The 25,838-nt window shown below is 45.7% G+C and carries 23 protein-coding genes and 1 tRNA gene; 2 read left to right on the top strand and 22 right to left on the bottom strand.

Annotated features, from left to right (window positions below; all coding sequences use genetic code 11):
• Positions 1–18: 18 nt before the first annotated feature.
• Complete coding sequence (locus tag NSQ50_RS00915) at positions 19–1,071, bottom strand: sugar-binding transcriptional regulator (RefSeq protein WP_036687118.1); 1,053 nt, start codon at positions 1,069–1,071, stop codon at positions 19–21.
• A 268-nt stretch (positions 1,072–1,339) separates the two neighbouring features.
• Between NSQ50_RS00915 and NSQ50_RS00910 the strand changes: the two genes are divergently transcribed.
• A tRNA-Arg gene (locus tag NSQ50_RS00910) sits at positions 1,340–1,414 on the top strand.
• 193 nt (positions 1,415–1,607) lie between these two features.
• Positions 1,608–2,204, top strand: coding sequence for an ATP-dependent Clp endopeptidase proteolytic subunit ClpP (clpP, locus tag NSQ50_RS00905; protein WP_036687113.1), 597 nt, complete (start codon positions 1,608–1,610; stop codon positions 2,202–2,204).
• Positions 2,205–2,293: 89 nt separating this feature from the next.
• On the opposite strand, the gene NSQ50_RS00900 is transcribed toward clpP, so the two are convergent.
• The 21 genes from NSQ50_RS00900 to hisA all read right to left on the bottom strand — a co-directional run bounded on the left by NSQ50_RS00900 (position 2,294) and on the right by hisA (position 25,705).
• Positions 2,294–2,932 (bottom strand): GDSL-type esterase/lipase family protein, encoded by a 639-nt coding sequence (locus tag NSQ50_RS00900; protein ID WP_076224841.1) that lies wholly within the window; start codon positions 2,930–2,932, stop codon positions 2,294–2,296.
• A 111-nt stretch (positions 2,933–3,043) separates the two neighbouring features.
• Positions 3,044–4,147 carry a PdaC/SigV domain-containing protein gene (locus NSQ50_RS00895; RefSeq protein ID WP_076224844.1) on the bottom strand — a complete coding sequence of 368 codons (1,104 nt, stop codon included), beginning with the start codon at positions 4,145–4,147 and terminating at the stop codon, positions 3,044–3,046.
• A gap of 126 nt (positions 4,148–4,273) precedes the next feature.
• A complete protein-coding gene (locus tag NSQ50_RS00890; protein WP_076147709.1) occupies positions 4,274–5,029 on the bottom strand; it encodes an SIMPL domain-containing protein in 756 nt (251 codons plus the stop codon).
• 168 nt (positions 5,030–5,197) lie between these two features.
• Entirely contained in the window at positions 5,198–5,467 is a 270-nt protein-coding gene (locus NSQ50_RS00885) for an HPr family phosphocarrier protein (protein ID WP_036687106.1), read from the bottom strand.
• Positions 5,468–5,564: 97 nt separating this feature from the next.
• Complete coding sequence (gene whiA / locus NSQ50_RS00880; RefSeq protein WP_076224847.1) at positions 5,565–6,494, bottom strand: DNA-binding protein WhiA; 930 nt, start codon at positions 6,492–6,494, stop codon at positions 5,565–5,567.
• 45 nt (positions 6,495–6,539) lie between these two features.
• Complete coding sequence (locus tag NSQ50_RS00875; RefSeq protein WP_169744815.1) at positions 6,540–7,487, bottom strand: gluconeogenesis factor YvcK family protein; 948 nt, start codon at positions 7,485–7,487, stop codon at positions 6,540–6,542.
• Between the two features lie 54 nt (positions 7,488–7,541).
• Positions 7,542–8,441: an RNase adapter RapZ gene (rapZ, locus tag NSQ50_RS00870; protein ID WP_036687099.1), complete on the bottom strand. Its 900-nt coding sequence runs from the start codon at positions 8,439–8,441 to the stop codon at positions 7,542–7,544.
• Between the two features lie 46 nt (positions 8,442–8,487).
• Positions 8,488–9,438 carry an ROK family glucokinase gene (locus tag NSQ50_RS00865; RefSeq protein ID WP_036687097.1) on the bottom strand — a complete coding sequence of 317 codons (951 nt, stop codon included), beginning with the start codon at positions 9,436–9,438 and terminating at the stop codon, positions 8,488–8,490.
• A 209-nt stretch (positions 9,439–9,647) separates the two neighbouring features.
• On the bottom strand, positions 9,648–10,907 hold the full coding sequence (locus NSQ50_RS00860) for a DUF438 domain-containing protein (protein ID WP_076105203.1): 1,260 nt from the start codon (positions 10,905–10,907) through the stop codon (positions 9,648–9,650).
• A 15-nt stretch (positions 10,908–10,922) separates the two neighbouring features.
• Positions 10,923–11,147 carry a DUF1858 domain-containing protein gene (locus NSQ50_RS00855; protein WP_036687092.1) on the bottom strand — a complete coding sequence of 75 codons (225 nt, stop codon included), beginning with the start codon at positions 11,145–11,147 and terminating at the stop codon, positions 10,923–10,925.
• Positions 11,148–11,355: 208 nt separating this feature from the next.
• Positions 11,356–12,846, bottom strand: coding sequence for a UxaA family hydrolase (locus tag NSQ50_RS00850; RefSeq protein ID WP_036687136.1), 1,491 nt, complete (start codon positions 12,844–12,846; stop codon positions 11,356–11,358).
• Between the two features lie 33 nt (positions 12,847–12,879).
• Positions 12,880–14,349, bottom strand: a complete 1,470-nt coding sequence (locus NSQ50_RS00845; RefSeq protein WP_076147711.1) for a tagaturonate reductase — start codon at positions 14,347–14,349, stop codon at positions 12,880–12,882.
• Positions 14,350–14,506: 157 nt separating this feature from the next.
• Entirely contained in the window at positions 14,507–15,511 is a 1,005-nt protein-coding gene (locus tag NSQ50_RS00840; protein ID WP_076147713.1) for a LacI family DNA-binding transcriptional regulator, read from the bottom strand.
• Between the two features lie 57 nt (positions 15,512–15,568).
• Complete coding sequence (gene uxaC, locus NSQ50_RS00835; protein WP_038568112.1) at positions 15,569–16,996, bottom strand: glucuronate isomerase; 1,428 nt, start codon at positions 16,994–16,996, stop codon at positions 15,569–15,571.
• Positions 16,997–17,347: 351 nt separating this feature from the next.
• The gene (gene trxB, locus NSQ50_RS00830) at positions 17,348–18,301 is read right to left on the bottom strand and encodes a thioredoxin-disulfide reductase (RefSeq protein WP_036687084.1); all 954 of its coding nucleotides are present in this window, start codon (positions 18,299–18,301) and stop codon (positions 17,348–17,350) included.
• A gap of 151 nt (positions 18,302–18,452) precedes the next feature.
• Positions 18,453–20,192 (bottom strand): tetratricopeptide repeat protein, encoded by a 1,740-nt coding sequence (locus tag NSQ50_RS00825; RefSeq protein ID WP_051491491.1) that lies wholly within the window; start codon positions 20,190–20,192, stop codon positions 18,453–18,455.
• A 232-nt stretch (positions 20,193–20,424) separates the two neighbouring features.
• Positions 20,425–21,375, bottom strand: a complete 951-nt coding sequence (locus NSQ50_RS00820) for a ribose-phosphate diphosphokinase (RefSeq protein ID WP_036687083.1) — start codon at positions 21,373–21,375, stop codon at positions 20,425–20,427.
• Positions 21,376–21,401: 26 nt separating this feature from the next.
• Positions 21,402–22,229 (bottom strand): histidinol-phosphatase HisJ, encoded by an 828-nt coding sequence (hisJ, locus tag NSQ50_RS00815; RefSeq protein WP_076224850.1) that lies wholly within the window; start codon positions 22,227–22,229, stop codon positions 21,402–21,404.
• 13 nt (positions 22,230–22,242) lie between these two features.
• Positions 22,243–22,956 carry a bifunctional phosphoribosyl-AMP cyclohydrolase/phosphoribosyl-ATP diphosphatase HisIE gene (gene hisIE / locus NSQ50_RS00810; protein ID WP_036687080.1) on the bottom strand — a complete coding sequence of 238 codons (714 nt, stop codon included), beginning with the start codon at positions 22,954–22,956 and terminating at the stop codon, positions 22,243–22,245.
• Positions 22,953–23,711: an imidazole glycerol phosphate synthase subunit HisF gene (gene hisF / locus NSQ50_RS00805; RefSeq protein WP_076101059.1), complete on the bottom strand. Its 759-nt coding sequence runs from the start codon at positions 23,709–23,711 to the stop codon at positions 22,953–22,955. The genes hisIE and hisF overlap by 4 nt, the downstream gene beginning before the upstream one ends.
• Positions 23,712–24,967: 1,256 nt before the next feature.
• On the bottom strand, positions 24,968–25,705 hold the full coding sequence (gene hisA, locus NSQ50_RS00800; protein WP_036687075.1) for a 1-(5-phosphoribosyl)-5-[(5-phosphoribosylamino)methylideneamino]imidazole-4-carboxamide isomerase: 738 nt from the start codon (positions 25,703–25,705) through the stop codon (positions 24,968–24,970).
• Positions 25,706–25,838 lie beyond the last annotated feature (133 nt).

The following is a 25,838-nucleotide window of genomic DNA, read 5'->3' as shown; positions in this document are numbered from 1 at the left end:
TTGCCTGCAATCTAAAAACTACGAAGATAGCTGTAGTTGATTGTCAATTTCCTTGCCTATTTCTACTGCGGCAGCCTCGTCCGTGACGAGAATATTCTCCTGCCCGAAACGCAGCATGGCATGAATGGCTTTGGCCTTGGGTTTGCCTCCTGCAATACCGATGACTTTCTCTGTCCGAATAATATCTTCTAGACGTAGACCCATCGTAAGCATGGTATGGACAACCTGACCCTCTTCATTGAAATAATAGCCAAAAGATTCGGCCACTGCCCCTTCACCCTGGATTTCCGAGACTGTAGCCTCGTCCAGTTTGCGGCGGCGGGTCATTTCAATGGCATCCCCAATCCCATGTACAATAATACGCGAACTGCGGATGGTTTGTACAATCTCTCCAATATTAGAGTCAAGTGCCAGCGATTGGTATGCATCCCCACTAAGCAAATCAGGGACATGCAACAACCGGTAGTTGGCTCCAACCCGCTTTGCCATTGTTGAGGCAATCGTGTTGGCTTGAATCTCCATACTCTCTCCTAATCCTCCACGCGCCGGAACAAACCAAGCGTTCTTATAGGAAAGGGACAACGGCGGTGTCAGTTGATCAGCCATATCGGCAAGCGTCGATCCACCTGTGACGGCAACTGTATCATCTGCGCGAAGTATACTCAGCAGCGCTTTCGCACCCGCCCGGCCAAGCTCTCGTTTGGTGAACGGCGATGACTCACAATCACCCGGTACTACAATAACTTTATCCAGACCATACGTTGCTCGAATTTTCTCTTCCAGCTCATCCAGACCAAATAGGCTCTTAACAACCGGCTCTAGCAAATCAAGCAGTCTACGTCCAGCAGCGCTAATGCGCATGCCAACACTCTCGATCTCAATAAGCCCTTGCGATTTCAGAAGATCCGTCTCGGCACGCAGTACCCGCTCAGTCATATCTAGCGAAGCGGCTAGCGTTCTGCGCCCAATAATATCGGACAGCATGATCTGATGAAGAATCGTGTACCGTCTCTTAAGGGTTTCCATGAGATCAGGCAGAAGCTGCTTTTGGATATCTAATAAATTACGCATACTTTCACTCCTGCAACTTCGTCTTCCTCTATTCCCTTGTTCATGGTCTCAAAACGTCCCGGGTAAACTTTTTAAGTCCCACCCATATTCTAACCAAATATTGCTCGAAGCGCAAGTCTTCCGAGAGTAGAATTCTCAAGCACTTGTCTTCTTATACATTAATAAGGTCAGAAAAAGATATAGCGCCCGATGCCTGCCCCTAGAGCGCTTGTCCAGTATTAATATTACATTGCAATTGTGTAAAAATTGTATTATAATCATTTTTGTTGCGCCCGTGGTCCAATGGATATGACGTAGGCCTCCGAAGCCTGAGATCCAAGTTCGATTCTTGGCGGGCGCGCCATTAATTTCATTTTTGCACATAATTTAGTAGTGCCTATACTACTACTTAACCAAAGAGCCGCTTGTCGGCTCTTTTTTTTGAATATAAGTTTGACTTTCTTTGACTTTTTGTTTGAATTTGTTTATCATGTGGGTAATACGGCAAGAGTAAAAATGAATACATTTGAAGAACCAATATCAAGGAGGTTTTCCACGTGAGTTATATTCCTATGGTAGTAGAACAGAGCAACCGCGGCGAGCGCGCTTATGACATCTATTCCCGCCTGCTGAAGGACCGCATCATTTTCCTTGGAACGGAGGTTAATGACGTGGTAGCCAATTCTATCATCGCACAAATGCTGTTCTTGGCTGCCGAAGATCCTGACAAGGACATTCACCTTTACGTGAATAGCCCAGGCGGTTCCATTACTGCAGGTATGGCTATTTTTGATACAATGCAGTACATTAAACCAGACGTTTCCACCATCTGTGTGGGTATGGCAGCTTCCATGGGAGCTTTCCTGCTAAACGCTGGCGCCAAAGGCAAACGCTTCGCACTGCCTAACAGCGAGATCATGATCCACCAGCCTCTGGGTGGTGCTCAAGGTCAAGCAACGGACATTGAAATCCGTGCCCGCCGCATCCTCAAATTGCGCGATAAGCTGAACCGTATTCTAGCAGAACGTACGGGTCAACCTCTAGAACGTATTGAGAAGGATACAGATCGCGACTACTTCATGACTGCTGCAGACGCGGCTGAATACGGTATCGTAGATAAAGTAATCGAGAAGACATTGCCTAGCGGTGTGTAAGCTATAAAGTAAAAATATAAAGAGGCTGTGCCCTAACCATAACGGATAGGGCACAGCCTCTTTATATTTTATAGAAGACCTAAATCCAATCAATTCAGCCCTCCATAACCTAGTGCATCCAGCTTCTCGGCAATTACGCGATAACCCCGGCCATTCGGATGCAAATGATCAATGGATAACAGCCCTCTCTCATTTCCTGCGAACTCACTGTAAATCGAAGCAAATCCACATACTCGGCTGCTGTACTGTGCTGCGTATTGATTAAACTGTCTGACCCATTCTGTCGCACCAACCACCTGAGGATAGGGATTATATAATCCCACAATTCTAATGATAAAAGGTCTACGCGTCCTCGCCTTCAATTGTATAAGGATATTCATAATTGCAGAGAAATTTTGTTTGCATTCCTGAAGCGATCTGCGCAGTTGTGCGGATAAGTCCCCTTGCTGTCTTGCTGCTGATTTGGCCGCGTGAATCAAATCATTACCACCGATAGACACAGTGATGATATCGGCTTCTCGAACGGCCTCACGCATCATGGAATTTCCGCGCAGCCGCTGCTCCAGCTCTGAAGTAGTCATTCCGTTCACGCCTAAATTCGTAGAGGCTACAGTAGTCCGCAGTCTCCCTTCTGCCATTCTACGGTACACCGGAACAAAACCGTTACCTGGCAGAGCACCAAATCCAGTCGTCAAGGAATCGCCAATTGCAGTATATTGGTAGCCCATAGCTCTCCCCCGTTCATAAACTAGTTACTCCCTTTAGCATATGAACTAGAGACAACTCCGGTAAGGGGGAGATGCCTTGTGCTGACATTAGCGGAGACGAGGTATCTCCATTTATTTCATGCCAGCAAACGGGCTACTGCCATCCGACAAAAGCTCTTTGAAACTAAAGGTATACTCAGGGAAGCCTGCAGCATACGCTGTGTACTCATATAATTGGAAGAACAGAACAACCTTGTCATCCTTCAGATAGAAATATTTCTCCGTATTCAATCCGTTGAATCCTCCCAAATAACTATCCTCTGCCTTCAGCAGCTTGCTCAACTTAGCATTCAGCTGTTTTTTGTAGTTTGGATTAGCTCCAAACAGGTCGCCCAACAATAGACGTTTACCATCTTTAAGCGAGAAGGTGAATGCCTCACGGTTAGTCATTCCATGAGCGCCGCCCGTATCACTATACTGATGCATCACTATGCTGATCACACCATTCTGATTGTAGGTCACTACATAACCTGAATCATAGGTGTATTTGGGCTCTGCTCCATCTCGATCGGAGATATCCTGTTCTGCACCCGCCGCGAATTTCATAACACTTTCCTTCAAAGTATTATTAATAGCTTGTTGCGCACTGGAATTGCCCAATCCACTGATCTTCGGATAATCAAGCTGAATAAAAGCTTCTGTCCGATCTTTAGCATAAGTTTCCGTGGTTACCGTCAGCGCGTTCTGCGGTCTGTTCACCACATTCAGCTTACTGGCGGCCCGACTCCAATCTACCTTATAACCCATATAATCATTTAACAAACCTGATGGAACGTAGAGGCGATTATTAATTAACTTCCCTTCATACTCTCGAATGAAATAGTTATTCACCCACACAGAAGTACCGTAACTGGATAACATCAACTTCGCCTTGGCCGATCCTTTTCCAATCATGTATGCATTTTCCTTCTTATCATACGCAAGCGGTAATCCCAACACATCTCGCATAAAAGTTATGGGAATCCAGGCCTGTCCTTCCTTCAAAATACCTTCCTGTAACGAATTTATCCCGTTTGCCTTTAAAACGATACGCGAATCAATAGCTTTATTCTCCGTTTTACTAGCTGCTGCATAACCCGTTTCGCTGGGCAGCAGACCTCCACCAAACAATAAACCTGCCGACATCAGACCTATGCCCCATTTGCGTACTGATTCTTTTGAAATAATATTCATCATCTTATTTTTCCTCTCCTTTCCAATTTATTAAACAGAATCGTAGAGAACTTACACAAAAAAAGAGGCGCCCCCCACTATTACTAGTGGAAGATCACCTCTCCTCTCTGCATTCACCTTGTTCTGATACTATTTCAATTCATACATTACGCTTAGCTGAGTTGTAACTTTAACTACACCAGGTTGCACGGATGTACTTGCACCAGCATCTGCTGCAGCCATATTCATTTTTAGATTCTGTTCAAAATAAACCGGAGTGATATCGCCATCATTTTGGCTGACCGTGATCACTTGACCCAAGCTGCGTTTAGCTGCCTTAGCAATAGCCCCTGCTTTAACATCTGCATTCGCCATCGCTTTTTCAATCACCTGAGCTTCAAATGCAGAAGTATCTTCCACAGAAAAACGTGCATTTCCGATATTATTCGCCCCTGCCGCAGATGCAGCGTCCAGCAATTCACCAACCTTAGTCAGATCTCTATAAGACACTAACAGCGTATGATTGGCGTTGTATCCCTTCACTTGCTGTCCTTCTTTTTCGCTGTAACTATAATTGGGTTGCACATAAAACTGCGTGCTTTGAATATCTTTATCTGCAATTTTCCAAGTATTCTTTAGTAAAGTCATAATCTTCTGAATTTTAGCGGCATTGGTCTTCTGCGCTTCTTGCGCAGTTGTGGCCGTAGTATCCACACCGATGGTCAAGTATACGATATCCGGCTTGAGGGACAATTCGCCTTTACCTACTACACTAACGACATTTTTCTGCACTTCATCTGCGTAAGCCTTTTCAGGACCTTGGAAAACACCACTCATGCTGATCCCTCCAATTAACAAGCTCCCTACGATCATCACTGAACCAATTTTCTTCAATAAACCTTTCATATTTGCCAGCCCCTTTCATTTCTTGTGATTTGTTATTATCCTCTAGACGAGTCATTTTGGTAAATGTTGCACGTCTCAATCTATTTTTTGGTATTAAAAAAAGCCCCGAAGGGCTTTTGGTCATGCGATAAATAAAGTCTTCCTAGCAGAAACGATGTTGTCTTCCTATTATTGGTTCTCAAGCTCTTCTTTGCTGACCAGACTTGTCAAAGCGTTTACAGCTTGATCGGCATCCGCACCGTCCGCGCTAATGTAAATCTCCGTGCCGGAACTGATAGCGAGGCTCATAATCCCCATAATACTTTTAGCATTTACTTTTTTATCATCTTTTTCCACGAAAATCTCCGACGAAAACTTGTTAGCTTCTTGCACAAACAATGCTGCCGGTCGGGCATGAAGCCCTGTCTTCAACCGAACAACTACCGGGTGCTTTGTCATGAAACGCTTACCCCCTAATTGAGTTCTCCCCAAAAGTTTCACATTAATTTTATATTATTATATCATTATAACGTAAACCACACTAGAAAAAAAGTAATTAGCCGCCTCGAACCTTGTCCGCCAGCTCATCAATCTTACGAAGCCGATGATTTACTCCCGACTTACTGACTGTACCTTTGAGCATTTCACCAACCTCCTTGAGGTTGATATCTGGATGCGCCATTCGAATTTCTGCTACTTCACGCAGTTTATCCGGCAAATTCTCCAGTCCCATTTCTCGCTGCAACAGCTTGATATTCTCAATCTGCCGCACCGCAGCACTTATTGTTTTGTTGAGATTTGCGGTCTCGCAGTTCACGATCCGATTCACGGAATTACGCATATCGCGCATAATTCTTACATCCTCAAATTTGAACAACGCCTGATGCGCTCCAATCAAACTTAAGAATTCAATGATCCTCTCGCCTTCTTTAATGTAAAGAATGAATCCTTTTTTACGTTCAATACAGCGTGCATTTAAGTGGAATTCCCCAGCCAGATCCACTAATGCTTTACAATGTTCCTCATACATCGAGGAAATCTCCAAATGGTAGGAGGAGCCTTCCGGATTATTAACCGATCCGCCAGCCAGAAAGGCACCACGCAAATAAGCACGCTTGCAGCAGTTATTCCCAACAATCTCATCATCAATACCATCGGTAAAAATAAATCCTTCCGACACAATTCTAAGATCCTTTAGGATCTCTTGTACACGGTTTGGAATTCTGACGATATAGACGTTATTTTTCTTCAAACGCATTTTTTTACGCACGAGTAGCTCAATATGGACCTGGTAATATTTCTTAAGTAAAGAATATACCCGCCTTGCAATCGCGGCGTTCTCCGTCGAAATGTCGAGAATAACCTTTTTGCTTGAAAGCTGCACAGATCCATTCATACGGATAAGCGCTGACATTTCCGCCTTCTCGCAGCAGGGTTCACTCTCCACCATCGTCAGCTCTTTTTTGGTAAGGGCCGCAAAAGACAAGGGTCTCACCTCTTTCTTGATAAGTACTTCATTCTCATCTATAAGTTATACCCTAGGGTTTCTGTTTATCCAATCCTGCACAAGCTGATAAATGTGATGGCTAAGCTTATCGGTATCATGTCTCAAATAAGTTCGGAATAAAACCAGTTTATCGGCTATAACCTTGTATCCATTGCCATCCAGCGCTTCTTTATCAAGCTGCACCGGGCGCGCGCCCTTCTCGGCGTATTTCGTCTGGACCTGTTCCGGAATCTCACCGTCATTAACAATAACATAATCGAATAAATCGATCCCGATATGATCATATACAGCTTGAAGATGATCGCTGACGGTATAGTTATCCGTTTCACCCGGCTGAGTCATTACGTTGCAGACGAAAATTTTGATAGCATTCGAAGATACAACCGCTTCTGCCAGTTTCGGAACAAGCAGGTTGGGAAGAATGCTCGTATACAGACTGCCAGGACCCAGCAGGATCGCATCTGCATTCCGAATCGCCTCAAGCGCTTCGGGCAACGGTTCTACATCTGGCGGCTCCAAAGACACTCGTCTGATGATCCCGCCAGCTTCAGGAATTTTGGACTCCCCTGTGATAATCGTGCCGTCCGACATTTCTGCATGCAGGATTACAGCTTCACCGGCCGCAGGCAATACCCGGCCGCGAACAGCGAATAATCTACTGAGCTCCCGAACAGCCGTAACGAAATCGCCGGATATATCCGTGAGCGCAGCAAGAATCAAGTTGCCGAGACTATGACCAGCTAGTCCCTCACCCGTGTTGAAACGGTATCTCATAATCTCTGCCATGAGCGGCTCAACATCAGCCATAGCTGTCAATACGTTGCGGATGTCCCCAGGAGGAGGCATTTGCAGTTCACTGCGTAAAATACCAGAGCTTCCCCCATCATCGGCAACGGTAACAATAGCAGTAATATCTAATGGCTTCTCTTTTAAACCACGAAGCATGACAGATAACCCCGTGCCACCGCCCATAACGACGATACGTGGACGCTGTCTTTGTTCTTCAGCCACTATGACCCCTTCTCTCTAGTGCCGATCACGCTCGGAATCCCTATGACTAACGGTTACGGATTCCGTCTCGCTAACGCCCAGCATTTTACCCAAATACTCGGATATGGCTACGGAACGGTGTTTACCTCCCGTACAGCCAATGCCAATGATAATCTGGGACTTACCTTCCTTACGATATTGCGGAATTAGAAAATGAAGCATATCGAGCAGTTTGGTCAGGAACACCTGTGTTTCAGGCCACTTCATTACATAATCGTAGACTTCACTATCCTGGCCGGTTTTAGGCCGCAGATGGTCCACATAATGTGGGTTAGGCAAGAAGCGGACATCGAAGACAAGATCTGCATCAATAGGAATACCGTACTTAAATCCGAAGGATGTAATATTGACGGAAAGCGTACTTTTTCCTAGATGCGAAAACCGTGAAATGATCTTCTCCTTAAGCTGCACAGGCTTCATACTGCTGGTATCTAAACATAACGTAGCTGAATTTTTCAATTCTTCAAGCATCTTACGTTCTAGCTTGATACCATCAAGCGGCAGCCCCTTAGGTGCTAATGGATGATGACGTCGACTTTCCTTGTAACGCTGAACAAGTACTGAATCTGTAGCATCCAAAAACAAGATCTCACAGCCAATGGTTGACTCATCCTTGATATAGGCAAGAGACTCAGACAAAGCAGTGAAGAATTCTCGACCACGCAGGTCAATTACAAGGGCTACCTTGGCAATCTTACCCTTCGACTGTTCAATTAGCTCTGCGAACTTGGGAATCAGCACCGGTGGTAAATTATCGACACAGAAGAACCCTAGGTCTTCCAGACTCTGTACAGCAATTGTCTTCCCCGCACCTGACATTCCCGTAATAATAATCAGGGTGGCTCCAGCCGTTGGGGTATTGTCCAATTCGGTCATAAAAGCGTCCCCTCCCTAGATTTAGTATATGAATACTTCCCGTCTTTTAAGAACGCAGCAAAAGGCCGGCAGCCCCAACAATACCTGCGTCATTGCCAAGCTCAGCTGGAATAATCGAAACACCAGTTTGAAGCGGAGCCGGTGTCAATTTCGCAAACACACGACGAACCTCATCAAATAGAATATCTCCAGCCTTAGACACACCGCCGCCAACGATAAATACTTCAGGGTTAAGCACAGCCGCCACAGAAGCCATGGATTTACCCAGATAGTACGCTGCACGATTCACTATACGGATAGCTACTTCATCGCCAGCCTTAGCCGCATCAAAAACTTCTTTCGCAGCAATCTTCTCTACCATAGAGAGGGAAGTACGATCGCCACGAGCTACTGCATCATTAGCCATGCGGATAATACCTGTAGCGGAGGAAACGGTTTCCAGACAGCCCATGTTGCCACAGCCGCATTGAATAGCTTCCAGATCCGGCACTACTGTGATATGTCCAAGCTCACCAGCTAGTCCCGCAAAACCTTGATAAATCTTTCCATTAATAATGATTCCGCCACCGACACCTGTTCCAAGCGTATAGCAGACACAGTTATCAACGCCACGTCCCGCACCACTCCAAGCTTCCCCCAGTGCAGCCACATTCGCATCATTGTCTATTTTGACAGGCTTGTTCCAACGATCTTCCAAAATGGAACGGATCGGCACATCTCTAAATCCTATGTTAGGCGCAAGGATGATGATTCCTTCACGAATATTTGTGAACCCGGCTACACCCGCTCCTACACCTGCAAGCTGATCCCAAGAGTACGGGGAATCCTCCACAATTTGGCGTACATACTTCTCGATATTATCGATAACAGTATCGACACCCTCTGCAGTTCCTGTAGGTCCCTCATAAGTATGTAGCAGGGTACCTTCAGCATTACAGATTCCAACCTTAATTGCAGTTCCACCCAAATCCACGCCAACGTAGATATTCTCAGACATGTAACAAGCCACCTTTTTTTATACTAAAATAGTTAATCCTAAGTACCAACTATAATAGAAGCCCTCTCTGTGGTCAAGGAAAGACAACACACCCGGGAATTCCTTATTTTAAGAGTATACTCTATTATATTCTAAAAAGACCCCCTTACACCTAAGTAAGAGAGTCTTGTACCTATATTATTATCTGGAAAATAACCCAACGTACCGATTTATTCTGATAAAATGCGCTTTTGTCCCTCTAGTGCTCGGATTGGAGCGATATTCTGTGTGAACTCTAGCGTGCCCATATATTGGCCTGACTCGTCTCGTACAGCGAAGTAACGGATGTAGATAAACTTATCCTTGATGTTGATCCAGAAGTCTTCAGCATCCTTACGACCTGCCTTAAAGTCTTCCAAAAGCTTCTCTACCACATGAACACTTTGCGGGGGATGACAGTTCTGTACTGTACGGCCGATAACCGCTTTAGTTCGAGCAAAGATACGTTCCTTCCCGTGTGAAAAATATCGAACGACATCATTCTCGTCAATGAAGGTTAGATCTACAGGCAGATGGTTGAGTACGGTCTCGAGCTGATGCAGTGACAACAACCCTGTCTCAAAACGGATGAACCCGCCTTGCGGCGTCGCTCCTTCTGTTTCTTCCGGCACTGCGCCTTCCGGCTCTGCAGCCCGCTCAGGGATCCACTCCTGCTCCGGTGCGGTTAGGCAGAACCCGATCTCATCGCTCTCCCGGGCGATTTTGACCCATTCATCTTCCGTCAGTTTGTCCAGGGCCATGGGCAGTAGAATATTTTCTTCCTTAAAGATCATTTCATTAACTTCCTTGATGATCTCCTCAAGCTGAACGCCTATTTCTGCTGCATTTCCGCTATAAGTGCTGAGCGCTGCTTTTGCCTCTTTAATCATACGGCGGATATTATCATCCACTCCCCACATTACCTTGGTTGGGCCATAAATGCCGTATTTTTCGAGGTATGGGAACAGCAGATTTTCTTTTCGGCTATAGTGCTTATCAAGATCCAGCAGCAAGCTAAGATCCTCCAACAACTTGAAGATCAATTCCTCACTATCGTTCTTTTGAAACTTTGTTGCGTGCAGATCCATGCGGAAGTTAACAAGTCTTTCGATCTCACGATTCTCCAATTTGAAGGTGTGTACTGGATGGCCTGGCTGCTCCTCGGGCTTAGACGAGCGGTGAATCTGCTCAATAGAGCCTTTAAAGATGGCTGTATGCACCGAACAAAGACGTTGGACCTCGGATACCGGAATTCCTTCTTCGGTCATTAATGAATGCTCCATCGCGGAAATCTCCGCTACGGTAACATCACCCACAGCTTCGGCGAACCGCGCCTTAACCTCTTCTACACTTTTGCCTGCATGCAGCTCTTTAATAATTTCCTTAAGCATAGCCTGGCGACGAGTCTGTTCCGGCACATCAACTTCACGGTTGTTAATTAGTTCGCTCATATTAACACTCCTTTATTAAATAATCTCGAAACCATGACGTTCAAAAGTTAGCTTCACGTGCTCGAGATCCATTTTCTTCAGCTTAATTCCTTTGGATAAGGTCATGAAACGGCCAGCGGTCTGCAGCATGCCAGGCTTGGCAATATCCTTAAAGCCCAGCTCTACCATAATCTCGATGACCTCCGGATGCCGTGATACCATCTCGAATATAGATTCATCCAAACTCAGCACTTTTTCCATTTGACTCTTCTCCTTTATGTGAGAACTATTCTCAATAAAAGATTAGCACAGGCCGTACAGGACCATTGTGATTGCAATCACTAATTTCCAAGAATGCAATTATCGTTCTTTTAAAGACGAATTATGTATGCTTTGAACCTAAAAAAAACTGTCCCCTACGCTTAAAAAGCATAAGAGACAGCCTGATCTGTCATTAATTAATTATTTATTATAGCGTTACTCCTGTTTTGAATATAGAGATCTCACGGAAATTATTCTTTTCATTATTAACCCATTCACCGCTGGCCACCGAAATAATATAGTTTATGAAGCTGCGCAGGACCTCATCTGGAGAACCATCTTCCACCAATACACCTGCATTAAAATCGATCCAGTGACGTTTGCCTTCATACAATGGGGTATTGGTAGATACCTTCATCGTTGGCACGAATGTACCAAATGGTGTTCCCCGCCCGGTCGTAAAGATCACCAATTGGCAGCCAGCAGCAGCCAGTGCAGAGGAAGCCACTAGATCATTGCCAGGTGCGTTAAGGAGATTTAAGCCTTTGTTAGTGATAAGCTCTCCATACTTGAGTACATCCATCACTGTAGCGTTCCCGGATTTTTGAGTACAACCCAATGATTTATCCTCAAGCGTAGTAATCCCTCCGGCTTTATTCCCTGGAGAAGGATTTTCATATACCGGCTGTTTATAGTCCATAAAATACTGCTTAAAGTCATTAATGAGATCGACAATTTTGTGGAAAATATTTTCGTCCGCAGCACGTTCCATTAGAATTTTTTCGGCACCGAACATTTCAGGTACTTCAGTCAGTACAGTGGTCCCGCCTTGAGCAGCCATATAATCAGACAGACGTCCAAGGAGCGGATTCGCAGTAATACCGGATAACCCGTCGGAGCCTCCACATTTCAGACCGATTTTCAGCTCAGAGAGTGATACCTCTTCCCTTTGATCGCCTTGGACATTATTATAGATTTCCTTCAGCAGCTTCACGCCTTCTTCAATCTCATTCCCAACCTCCTGGGAGACAAGGAAACGCACACGATCCTCATCATAACTGCCAAGCATATCTTTAAAAATATGCAAATTGTTATTCTCACAGCCCAATCCGAGCACAAGCACGCCGCCCGCATTCGGGTGTTTAACCGCGTTAGCCAGTATCGTACGTGTATTGTCATGATCATCGCCCAGCTGGGAGCAACCGTAGTTATGCTTAAGCACGAGCACGTTATCGAAAGGTGCGATATCCCCAACCTCTGCTTTGAAAATATTGATGATCTGCTCCGCCACTCCATTCACACAACCAACAGTAGGGACGATCCACAGCTCATTGCGGATACCTACAGATCCATCAAAGCGGCGATACCCCTTAAAGGTCAAATTCTCCGCTGCAAAAGGATTCGGCGTCAGCTTCTGCTCAAAGGTATATTCCTCTACCCCTGTTAGGTTTGTCTTAGTGTTATGGGTATGCACCCACTGCCCCGGCGCGATAGACGCTATAGCATGACCAATGGGGTAACCATATTTCAATACGTTTTCACCTTCGCTAATGCTGGACAGTGCAATTTTATGGCCTCTAGCGATATCTTCAGTAATTTTAATCTCTTTTGAACCAATCACAATGGTGTCGCCTGCTTTATAGTCTTTAAGTGCAACAGCGACATTATCAGCCTCATTAATCTGCAATACTTCTTTCATCGTCTTGATCATATCATTGTCACCTCCAGGGTATTAGTTGTGTGCCGGTCTCTTCACGAACGCTTTTAAGGCTTGCTTCATGCCATTTTTCTCAATCGCAATCAGTCCTTCTGTCACCTTGTCAGTAAGTCCAGCCACTTCATTCAGATCACAGCCCCAGCGATTGGTTGCGGCAAGTACTTCGACGGCCAGTGCGCGCAGCCCGGTGTCTGTGCCATCCCATCCTCCCCATAAGGAGGCGAACCATTCCAAAATATCCGCATCATCAGCCAGTTGAATGTTTTCTTCCCCTCTGCGTCCTCTATAGAAGGCAATTAATGCGCTTAATGAGAAGACGAGCTTTTCAGGCAATTGTCCTTTGGCCTCTACATATTGCAGTAAAGAAGGCAGATCTCTTGTCTTAAACTTCGATATAGAATTAAGGGAAATGCTCATCAAGTAATGCTGCACATAAGGGTTCAGGAATCTTTCTAATACCGCGTCTGCAAAAGAATTCAATTCTTCTGCCGGCAGATCCAGCGTTGGAATAATTTCATCATAGATTAAAGACTTCACGTACGCCCCAACCTCTTCGTGCTCAATGGCCTCAGCAACCGTATCAATACCGTACAAATACGCTACTGGTGTCATAGCTGTATGAGCTCCGTTTAAAATCCTCACTTTTCGAGTGCGATAAGGGGCCATATCATCCACCACCAGCACATTAAGACCTGCTAGTTCAGCCGGGAACTCCTCTTTAATCCACTGCGGTCCTTCAATCACCCAAAGATGGAATTGCTCGCCGACAACGACCAGCTTATCCTCATAACCCAACTCTTCTGTAATCTCGGCAATGCTGTCTCTTGGATAACCGGGAACAATGCGGTCCACCAGACTGCAGCAGAAGGTATTAGCTTCATTCAACCAGTTCACAAAACCTTCTCCAAGATTCCACAGCTCAGCATATTTCAAAATAACCTTTTTGAGCTCATCACCATTCCGGTCAATCAGCTCACATGGAATGATGATAAAACCTTTAGAAGCATCCCCATTAAAAATTTGATAACGTTTGTACAATAAGGCCGTCAGCTTGCCCGGGAAACTACTCTGCGGCGTATCGGTTAACTTGTCGCCGGCTTCAAAAGCAATTCCCGCTTCAGTAGTATTAGACACGATAAAGCGCAGCTCAGGGTTCTCAGCCAGCTTCATATACTCCTCATGCTGTGAATAGGGATTAAGCGTCCGCGTAATACAATTAATTACCTCGTGCTCTTTTACAGCCGCTCCGTCTTTAATGCCTTGCAGATAAAGGGTATACAGCCCATTCTGATCATTTAGCATTTCCGCCAGTCCGTTAGCCAGCGGCTGTACAACAACCACTCCACCATTGAAATCCGTTTTTTGATTCATGGTATGAATCTGCCAATCTACAAAAGCGCGCATGAAATTGCCTTCGCCAAATTGTAGGACCTTCTCAGGATACTGCTTGTAAGCTGTCCAATTATCGCTATTTAATCTTTTCATATAAACGCCTCCTAATAGTAAATGCACACGATAAACTAATTAAACAAACTATATAAAATCATATTTATATTGATAATTAATTAAATATATGCACACGTGAAAATTTTAGATAGCAACCCTTTACGATAGTAAAGTATTAGGCTGCTATGCGCAGCCTCTACTTCTGCAACTTCCTGACTGATTCTCTGGCAATAAGCTCTGTCTCGATCGAGATCCGCCCGTCTTTTTCTGAGGGCTCCTTGACCAAGCTTAACAGCTGGCGAGCGCCTTGCTCACTAATCTTCTCAATAGGACGTTTGACCGTGGTGAGTGAAGGATTGGCAAAAAGTGAAAACCCAATGTCGTCAAAACCAACAACAGAGATATCATTTGGCACCTGCAGCCCTCGCTCAAACACACCTTTCATAGCCCCAATCGCCATATCATCATTGGAGCAAAATACAGCAGTTGGTGGTTTCTCGAGATCCAGTAGCTTGCCCATCGCCTCATATCCACTTTGCATATCATAATTACCACTTATCATGTAGTCATTACGAACAGGGATATTATGGTCAATCAAAGCTTTTATAAAGCCATCTCTGCGTTCCTGTGTGGATTTAAAGCCCTCGACACCTTCAATAATTGCAATGTCTTGATGCCCGTTTTCGATCAGGTATTTGCCTGCATTATAAGCACCTTCCCGGTCGTTCGAGATGATGTTAATAATGGAGCGGTCATCAATTTGCCGGTTCAGCACAACGATTGGAATGCCTTGCTGGACAACATGGTAAATGAATTTATTATCTGCTTCACTCTGGCTCATTAGAATAATTCCATCAAAACGTTTGCGATGAATAGAGGAATATTCCGCATAATCGTCGATCCCACGGATGAACAGATTGTACTCTACATCTATGACACTATTTACACCACGAATCGTGTCAGAGAAGAAACCCGAAGTTGTGCCGTTGGCAATACTCGTGAAGAACAGACCAATGGTATAGGATCGCTGCATCACAAGGCTTTTGGCATTGTAATTAGGGACGTAGCCCACTTGCGCAGCGATCTCGGCAATTTTTTTACGTGTGACCTCTTTAATTAGTGGACTATTGTTAAGTGCTCTCGATACAGTTGTATGCGATACATTCGCCAATTTGGCGATATCCTTGATTGTAGGTGCCATGGGTCAACCTTCCTTATCAAACGGGTTTGGCTCTTCCATGTAAGGATATCATAACGATTACCTAGTCACCAATGCCTGTTTCGAGAAATTAAAATAATGATCAGCGTTATTGTAACAGATGTTCTCAATCATACTGCCCAGTAACTCCATATCATCCGGGGCTTCTCCAGCCTCTACCCAAGAGCCTACCAGATCACACAAGATTCTTCTAAAGTACTCATGTCTGGTATACGATAAAAAGCTTCTGGAGTCTGTTAACATCCCAACAAATTGGCTAAGTACGCCTAGATTAGCAAGTGTCTTCATCTGTTCCAGCATGCCGTCTTTATTGTCGTTGTACCACCATGCGGTTCCGAATTGAATCTTGCCTGGAATACCACCGCCCTGGAAGCTGCCCATTAAACTGGCAATAACATGATTATCATTAGGGTTCAGTGAGTACAAAATGGTCTTAGGCAATGCATTCTCACGATCCAGCGCATCGAGCAGACCCGCCAAAGGCTTAGCAATCACGCCGTCATTGATGGAATCATAACCCGTGTCAGGTCCGAGACGTCCGAACATTACGCTGTTGTTATTCCGAAGCGCATGAATATGGAATTGCATCGCCCAACCCAGCTCGTTATACAATTTGCCGAGGAATACTAGCGTGAATCCTTTATATTTCTTTTCTTCACTCTCACTTACAGTGCCTTCATGAAGTGCTTTAGCAAATATAGCTGTAGCTTCCTCCAAGGTAGTAGGCTCAAACATTACCGCATCCAAAGCATGGTCAGATACACGGCCGCTTCTGGCATGGAAGAATCTAACTCTGCTCTCCAATGCTGCAAGAAACTGTCCGTAATTCTCAACAGCCATTCCCGAAACTTCGCTTAGCTGGGCTACCCACGGCTGGAAGGTAGGACGGTTGATTTCAAGCGCTTTATCTGGCCGGAATCCCGGCACAACGCTAGCATTGAACCCACTCACATTACTGATTTTCTCATGATATTCTAGATTATCTACAGGATCATCGGTAGTACAAACCGTAGTCACCTTCGATTTAATGATCAAATCTCTTGCTCCGAATCCTTCACTTTGTAGCTGTCTATTCACTTCATCCCAAATTTTTGGTGCGTTAGCTTCATTCAGCAACTCATATACACCGAAGAAACGTTGCAGCTCCAGATGCGTCCAATGGTATAGCGGATTCCCGATAATCATCGGAACCGTTCTAGCCCAGGCCATAAATTTATCATAATCACTGGCATCGCCAGTAATGAATTTCTCTTCTATACCGTTAGCGCGCATCACTCTCCATTTATAATGGTCGCCATACAGCCAAGCTTCGGTAATATTGTTGAACGTTTTGTTCTCATAAATTTCTTTTGGACTGAGGTGGCAATGATAATCGATAATGGGCATGTCTTTCGCATGATTATGAAATAGCTTAATTGCGGTCTCGCTCGACAATAGAAAGTTCTCATCCATGAATTTTTTACTCATGAGGTTTGCTGCTCTCCTTTAAGTTCGAATGGGAGTTACACAAAGTTTAACGTGAACATTAATTTAATCAGTTGATTTCCCAATAAATATTTTAAACTTAAAATCATTGCTTGTAATAGGTATTAATATAAATTGTTCACGTTAACATTATATCTTCATTGTAAACGTATTTTTAAAATGCGCAAGTCTTTTTATAAGGACATTGTTACAGTTATTTTAACTTCTGAGCGGTAATAAATAAACAACATATTTAATTTCCGGACACGGCCCCACCATTATAAAAAAAGCAGGCAACCTTTTAGAAAAAGGATAACCTGCTTATATGTCATCGGACTACGATTTCTCGCAAAATTAACTATCCAGTGTTTCGCTCCAGTCATGCACCATCGTGCCCTCTAGGTACTTCTCGGCATCCATTGCTGCCATACAGCCAGATCCGGCTGCAGAAATTGCCTGACGATAACGGGTATCCTGCACGTCGCCACAAGCGAATACGCCCGGGATGTTCGTTTCTGTCGTTCCAGGGTTGACCACAATGTAGCCGTTGGTATCGGTCGTAATTTGTCCCCCTAAAAATCCGGTGTTCGGCGTGTGCCCGATCGCGACAAACACTCCGTCCGCTTCGATGAGTTCATCAATTCCCGTCTCATTGTTGCGAACCGTCAGCCCTTTAACGCCAGACTCGTCGGTTGTAACCTCAAGCGGTGTACGGTTAAGAGCCCACGATACCTTACTGTTATCCCGTGCGCGAGCCTGCATAATCTTCGAAGCTCTAAGCTCATCACGACGGTGAACCAATGTTACATTGGAAGCGAATCGGGTTAAAAAGCTGGCTTCCTCCATCGCTGAATCTCCACCACCGACGACAATAATCTTTTTGCCACGGAAAAAGAATCCGTCACAAGTAGCACAAGTGCTGACCCCACGGCCCACATTCTCCTGCTCCCCGGGGATTCCTAAATATCTGGCAGATGCGCCGGTTGAGATGATCACTGACTCCGCTTCTAATACTCCCAATCCATCTACAGTCACTTTAAATGGACGCTGTGAAAAATCAACTGAATCCACCCAGCCATTCTTAAATTCAGCTCCAAAACGTTCAGCCTGCTTGCGCATGTTGTCCATTAAATCCGGGCCTAGAATTCCTTCAGGAAAGCCTGGGAAGTTCTCGACTTCTGTTGTCGTTGTCAGTTGTCCACCTGGTTGCATACCTTCAATCACAAGTGGGTTTAGGTTGGCACGTGCCAAATAAATTGCAGCAGTAAGCCCGGCTGGGCCTGTTCCGATTACAATCGTTTTGTACATAACAGTGGCCTCCTCACAATAGGGTTTATTTAGAAGAAACGGGCCCTTTTTTGGCATGCATAGCCGCCTTCGGTGCCCCTATAAGGAACATTAGCGTTTACGCAAGACATATAAAAAGGGCTCCGTTTCTACGAAATACTACATGATCGTTTTAGATATTCTCGGTAAATGGCGGAAGACTGTCGCTCACACTTCCCTCGAAACTACATTCCTCATCTATGCGCCGAGCATAACGACTGACCATAGATACAGAAACATTGTAACGCTGAGCTACTTCACGGTAGGTGACCGGCAGGTTATGCGTTTTAGCAATTAGATATTCTAAGGCAGCACACCAGCCATTCGCATGACGGATAAACGGAATATCCGGATAAAGGCTGCTCAGAAATTGCTTCCAAAGTAATTCAGCATCTTTTTTATGGATTGCATCATATCTTCGATCCATCATACTAAGGGTCTGATCGATAACTTTCTGCCAATCCTCTCTCCATTCCGGCAGTCCCTTCAGACGCGGGGAAGAGGTTTCTTTGACTTCCTGAAGCACATTCTCTTCAGGAACACTTCCAATCAGCCGCTGCAGACTAAGAAGTGCCGCTTCTTGCAGCTTTTCTTCCTGCAAGGGCTGCTGCTTCAGAAGTCCTTGCAGAATTTCGGACATCTCTTCATCTTCAATCCACCGCAGAGCTTCTGTAACCTGAAGCTTCGTATTGGCATCCCCGTAGCGGAGCGCCCAGAAGAAGGAAGAGCGAAGCAGCGGATTGTTCCGTACCTCTTCGGTAAAGCTGCCCTTGTTGTCCTTCCACAGCTTCAGCTGCTCCTGAAAAGGAAGCTGATAGTTGTAGCTGACCAGCGACAGCGTTTTGCCTTCCCCCTGCGCCTGCTGCAGCTGAGCTAGAAAAAATCTCGGCACAGCCGATTCCGGATCGAGCTTAGCCGCCTTCTGCCAGCAGCGCTGGGCTTCTGTATACAGGCCACTATTGCTGGCAGCAGCCGCACAATAATGATAGAGACTGGCGTCGCCACCGACCTCTTCATCCTTCAACAGACGTCTAAAATGGCCATAGGCGGTTCTATGGCGTCCCAGAATCCCCATGGTGGTGGCCATTTTGAACAGATGCTCCTGATGAAACGGAATAGTGGTCTCCAGAAGGCGTAACAATCCATCCAGTTGCCCGCGGTCGCCTTCATACTGAAGGAAGATCGCTAAGTTACAGAGTGCATGCAGATTCCCGGAGTCCTGCTCCAGCACCCGCATAATACATTCCTTAGCTTTGGTAAAACGACCCATGTAAAAATACGCTAGGGCTAGGTTGTTATGTGCCGCCAGGAAGTCAGGCGTATTGCTCACAATCTCTTCAAGCAAAGTGACGGCTTGTGTAAACTTGCCCTCCTCCAACAGTGCTCGGGCTCGCTCATGCTCTATTACACCTTCCCGGCTTCTAATCCGGATAAGTGGAGCAGGACGGTCCAGCTCATATTGCAGCAGCTCCATCAATTCTTCCGATTCGGCCAGAAATTCACCGTTCACATCTTCTTCGAGATAAGTGACGAGTGAGCGTTCTGCCTCCTCATAGCTTTCCATATTGGCGAAGTTGTTAGCCATATAGAAATAACATTCCGTCATTGCCGGATCAATATTCTCCAGTACATGGGTTAAAATGTCATTGGACGCTTCATAATTACCCATTTCTGATAATACGCCAGCCACGTTGCAATGATTGACCGGATTCTCCGGCTCGTACTCTACAGCTTTGCGAAAATTCTTTAATGCCTTATCATATTGAAAGCGATCCAAGGACCGAACGGCTCTTTCAAAGAAAAAATTGGCATTCAGAGTTACAGGAATCACATTATCATTCCCCAGTTCATACTCTGAAGTTCTCTCAATCATGGAAGCAAGGCACCTCCCTTATAAGAAGCTTCCTTATACTAACGAAAAATAGGAGGGCGGCGCCCTATGGGGTATGCCGGAGCTCCATCCTTAATCGCTATTCCGTTCCCTTATTGGGCGCGGGTATCTCCACACAGTATACCACATGTGACAGCGAGAATCTCAAGTTGAGAAAGACTCTACCACTCTGCTTACAACATCTTTTTTGACAAAAAATAAAAAAGACGGGGAATTAAATTCCCGCGTCTCTAAATAGCTTATCGATTGAACCACCCTCAAGGATGATGTGCGTAGCCTGGGCAAGCATCGGTGCAACAGATAGTACCGTAAACCGACTTGAATGGTCATCAGGCAGTGCAATAGAATCTGTCGTAACCACTTCCTGAATAGAAGGATGGTCAAGCCGCTGTAGCGCGGGCCCTGAGAATAATCCGTGCGTCGCGCAGACAATACTGTCCTTCGCACCTCTCTCCTTCAGACCTTCTACCACATTCACAATGGTCGTCCCAGTATCGATCAGATCCTCAATAATGATTGGTGTCCGTCCCTCGACATCACCAATCACATGAGTGATTACCGATTCATTATGGGCTGGACGCTTCTTGATCATAATGGCAAAAGGTGAATCCAGCTTATTCGCCAGCTTCTCAGCCATAGACGCACGCCCTGCATCCGGGGAAACAATGACCAGATCAGACATTGCCTTGGCTTTCAAATGGCTGCTGATCAAATCGAGTGCAGTCAGATGATCGACCGGAATGTTGAAAAAGCCTTGAATCGCCGCTGCGTGCAAATCGATGGTGATTACGCGGGTTGCTCCAGCGGTCGTCAGCACATCAGCCACCATCTTAGCCGAGATCGGCTCACGAGGTGCGGACTTCCGCTCCTGCCGAGCATATCCATAATACGGCACAATAATGTTCACTGTGCGAGCTGAAGCCCGTTTGGCAGCATCTATCATCACCAGCAGTTCCACGAACATCTCATTAATGGGATGCGAAAGGGATTGCACCAAAAATACGTCGCAGTTCCGGATGCTTTCTTCGTAATGAACGTAAATCTCGCCGCTCATGAAGCGGGTCAGCTTTATCTGCCCCAATTCAACACCAAGTCGCTCCGCAATATCAGCCGCTAACTTTGGATTCGACGAACCGGAAAAAATACGTAATTGTTGATGATGCATAATACCCTCCTGCGGATTATAAATTATTATAGTTTGAACTGAACAGTGGTACGGCGGCGTCCCTCAAATACAGCCAGCTCACGAAAACCAGTGTGCCAAAGCATGCTACGCGCCTCTTGCAGCCCGTCCCCCAGCTTGGCAGGATCATGTGCATCGGAGCCTAATGTCAGCGGTATGCCGAGCTTTAGGGCCTCCTGTAGCAGGTGCTCCGCCGGGAACATCTCAGCGCAAGGCTTCGTAAGTCCGGAAGCATTCAGCTCCATGGCGATTCCGCTATCCGCTATAACCTTTAAGGTCTCTAGCTCCAGCGCCTTCACCTCAGCCTTGCCCTCCGGTGTTTGTGGACCATAACCGAACCGTTTAATAACATCCATATGTCCTATAATATCATATAATCCCGATAACGCCGACTTCTTTACCGCATCGTAATAAAGACGATATACCTCTAGCGCATCTTTGCCTTCCCAACCATGAACCTGGCGATGATCCGTTATATCCCACTCCCCAAGAAAATGCACAGAACCTATAAGATAATCCCATGGATACGGTGACAAAACCTCGCGGATTTGCTCTTCGTAGCCTTCGATATAATCGGCTTCCAGCCCCACCCGCAGATCTATGACTCCACGGTAACGCTCCTTTAGGGTTAGACATTCCTCCACGTAACGAGGCAGCTCAGCCATTGGCATAGCCATTTCAGGATAATAGCTGGCGGGATCTACGTGGATAAGCGGCAAGTGGTCAGATAACCCCAGCTGCTGAAGTCCAAGCTCTATCCCGCGCTGCACGTACTCCTCAAGCTTACCCACGGCATGGCCACAGCGTTCATGATGCGTGTGGTAATCAATATGCATCACTCAGTCCCCCTTAGTACTGATCCCGGCGTGGGCGTTCGTGACGGGTACTCAACTCTTCCATAATCTCATCCAGTGGAAGCTTACGTTCTTGTAGCAATACCAACAGATGATAGATCAGATCGCTGACTTCAAGGCGCAGCTCGGCGTTATCTTTATTTTTGGCGGCAATAATGGTCTCGGAAGCTTCCTCGCCTACCTTTTTGAGGATCTTATCCACGCCTTTATCAAACAAATAAGTGGTATACGCGCCTTCCGGGCGTTCTACTTCCCGCTCAGCAATCACACGCTCCAGCTCACCAAGAACAGCAAAACGCTCACCATCTGTCAAACTAGACACTGGTTTCGAGGCATCTGTTGTTGGGTTATTCAAAGGAATCTCACGGAAAAAGCATGACGTAGCTCCAGTATGGCAAGCTGGTCCTTCAGGCACAACCTTCACGAGTAGTGTGTCGCTATCACAATCATAGGATATGGAGGTAATAGCTTGTGTGTTGCCTGAGGTTCCGCCTTTATGCCAAAGTTCGCTGCGTGAGCGGCTCCAAAACCAAGTCTGACCACTCTCCAGTGATAGCTGTAACGATTCGGAGTTCATATAAGCAACCATCAGTACCTCTAAACTGCTAGCATCCTGAACAACCGTAGGCACCAGACCAGCTTCATTCCAGCGAATGCCTGCCAGAGCTTCTTTTTGGCTTATTGTTGTATTCTTTTGTGTTTCGCTCATCGGATTTCTACCCCTTTTTGCTTCAAATCTGCCTTTAAATCATTAATTGCAATCTCTTTATAGTGAAAAATGGTCGCCGCAAGTCCCGCATCGGCTTTCCCTTCCGTAAATACATCGTAAAAATGCTCCTTCTTCCCAGCGCCGCCAGAAGCAATCACAGGAATACTGAGCAAATCGCATACTGCCGAGGTTAGCTTCAGATCGAAGCCGTCTTTTGTGCCATCTGCATCCATACTAGTGAGCAAAATCTCGCCTGCGCCCAGCTTTTCAGCTTCTTTAGCCCAAGCCAGAGCACGGATGCCGGTGGGCTTACGCCCGCCATGAGTGTACACTTCCCATTCACCAAAAGCCTCATTATATTTAGCATCTATCGCTACTACAATACACTGGGAGCCAAATCGGCGAGCACCCTCCAAAATTAACTGAGGATTAGTGATGGCTGCCGTATTAATGCCGATTTTGTCTGCGCCTGCACGAAGAATCCTTTTCATATCATCAGTTGTAGAGATCCCTCCACCCACTGTAAAAGGAATGGCAATCTCACCGGCGGTCTGCCGCACAACCTCGATCATCGTTGCTCTACCTTCTACGGAAGCCGATATATCTAGAAACACAAGCTCGTCTGCGCCCTCGCGGTCATACAGTGCCGCTAGCTCTACCGGATCTCCAGCATCACGCAGATTCACAAAGTTAACGCCTTTGACTACCCGTCCATCCTTAACGTCAAGACAAGGGATGATACGTTTTGCTAACATTATGAAATCCCCCTTTCTTTAAAAAGCGTTTCAAACGCCTAAAGTGTGTCGGTCCCCCTAAAGCCCTCTTAGCCCAGGGGGAGCCCAAGGGCCGCTGCCCTTTGGAAACCTTGATTGTTGGCATGGCGGATCATAGCCCACCCGGCTGAACCATAGCCCACACTACTGAACATGTGCTATGATCGCTAACCCCTTCGGGGCCGCTTCCTAGATCCATAACACCTTCATGTTCCGCGGTTTTGGCCCTTATGTGGTCGGAAGGGCTCGCGCCACCTGCAAGCCCACGAGTATTTAGTTGCACAACGTGCAGTTATTTTATCAGCCTTTTTGCAAGCCACTCTTTTAACTGCATTTCGTACAACTAAATCTGAGGATGAGCTTATAAATCAACTCATCTCTGAGTTATAGCTGCACGAAATACAACTAAATTAGCTAATCAGCTCTAAATGTGAAAAATAGCTGTATAAAGTACACTTAAATCATCATCCGAGGAAAAATACCCTTCCCGCCGCCTAATTACGCCTATTGTAGCAGATTGTGCAGCGGGTTTTAGCCGATAACCAGCTTAGTTCAACATTCTATTGCACTCAGTGCAATAGAATCGAACTCATACCCTCTAGTTGAGCAGTCTGTTGCATTTCATACAATAATTTCCTTTAGAATTCACGAAAAGGAGATTTTTAACCAGTTTTGATTGTACAAAGTGAAACACATTAGCTAGTTGGGTTTGTTGCTTTATTGGTCAGCTGGTTTGTTTTAGCTCTTTTGTTGCTTTGTTGGTTTGTTGTTAAGCCCATTTGCTGGTTTACTTGTTTGGTCGTTTGTTCGTTTGGTCGTTTAAACTTTTGCTAGTTTGCTTCTCTGTGCGTTCATTTAATTATTATTAGTTACTCATTTACTGTTACGTCTATTTCTTTTATCCACTGCTCATTGGATTGCTCAACTGTTGTCTTTTTGTTCATTCGCTCGTCTATTAATTAGTTTGGTCATTGGTGATTTGCTACTTTATTCATTACACCTATTTCTTTTACCCACTGCTCATTGGCCAGTTCATCTATTGTCTTTTTGTTCATTCGCTCGTCTATTAATTTAGTTTGGTGATTTGGTGATTTGGTGATATGTGTTCACTACGTTACTGTTAAGTCTATTTCTTTAACCCACTGTTGGTTCTGTCTGTTTCATTGATCCACTATTCCATGGCTAGCTCATGTCGTCTTTTTGTTCATCCGCTCATCAATTAGCGCGTTCGCCCAACGCTACTTCTGCCCAAGCGCTCGCAAAGCTTCAGAAAGATCAATATTGCCCGTGTATAACGCCTTGCCAACAATAGCTCCACCTACACCACTGCCGCTGTGCACGTTCAGACGCAACAGATCATCAAGACTGGTGACTCCGCCGGAGGCGATCACTGTTTTACCGCTGGCTTGCGCCATGGACAGGATACCGTCCACGTTCGGCCCCTGCATCATCCCGTCACGGGAGATGTCGGTGTAAATGAACGTCTCGGCTCCTTTTGCCGCCAATTCTTTGGCAAGAGCTTCAGCACGAACTTCGGAAGTGTTCAGCCAGCCGTGTGTAGCAACATAACCGTTGCGCGCATCAATGCCAATCGCTACTTTATCGCCGTATTTTGCCAATACCTCTTCGGTAAAAGCATGATCGTTAATCGCAGCAGTACCGATAATGACGCGGCTAACGCCAAGTCCGAGCAATTTCTCTACGTCCGCAAGATTGCGAAGACCGCCGCCCACCTGCACAGGAACGTTAGCATTAGCAGCAATAGCACCGATGATCGCATCGTTCACAGGATGACCTGCTTTCGCACCATCTAAGTCCACCAAATGAATGAACTTTCCACCTTGCTCTTCCCATGATTTTGCCACCTTTAGTGGACTATCATTGTATATCGTTTCCTGATTGTAATCCCCCTGCTGCAGCCTGACGCACTTTCCATCCCGGATATCAATCGCCGGATATACAATAAAAGAAGACATTTGGCGCTCCCCACTTTCGTTACATTATATTTATAGCGTGGCTTACGCCCGCTCTCTCTTAATCTTCAAGTATAAACGCCTTCGTCGTCCTTATAAGGACGGTAAGCGTTTAAGCGAGAAATATAAGGATAAA

The sequence above is a fragment of the Paenibacillus sp. FSL R10-2788 genome (assembly GCF_038003885.1).
Classification (GTDB): domain Bacteria; phylum Bacillota; class Bacilli; order Paenibacillales; family Paenibacillaceae; genus Paenibacillus_AQ; species Paenibacillus_AQ odorifer.
The sequence above is the reverse complement of the archived record's forward strand: the minus strand, read 5'-3'. Positions and strand labels throughout refer to the sequence as shown.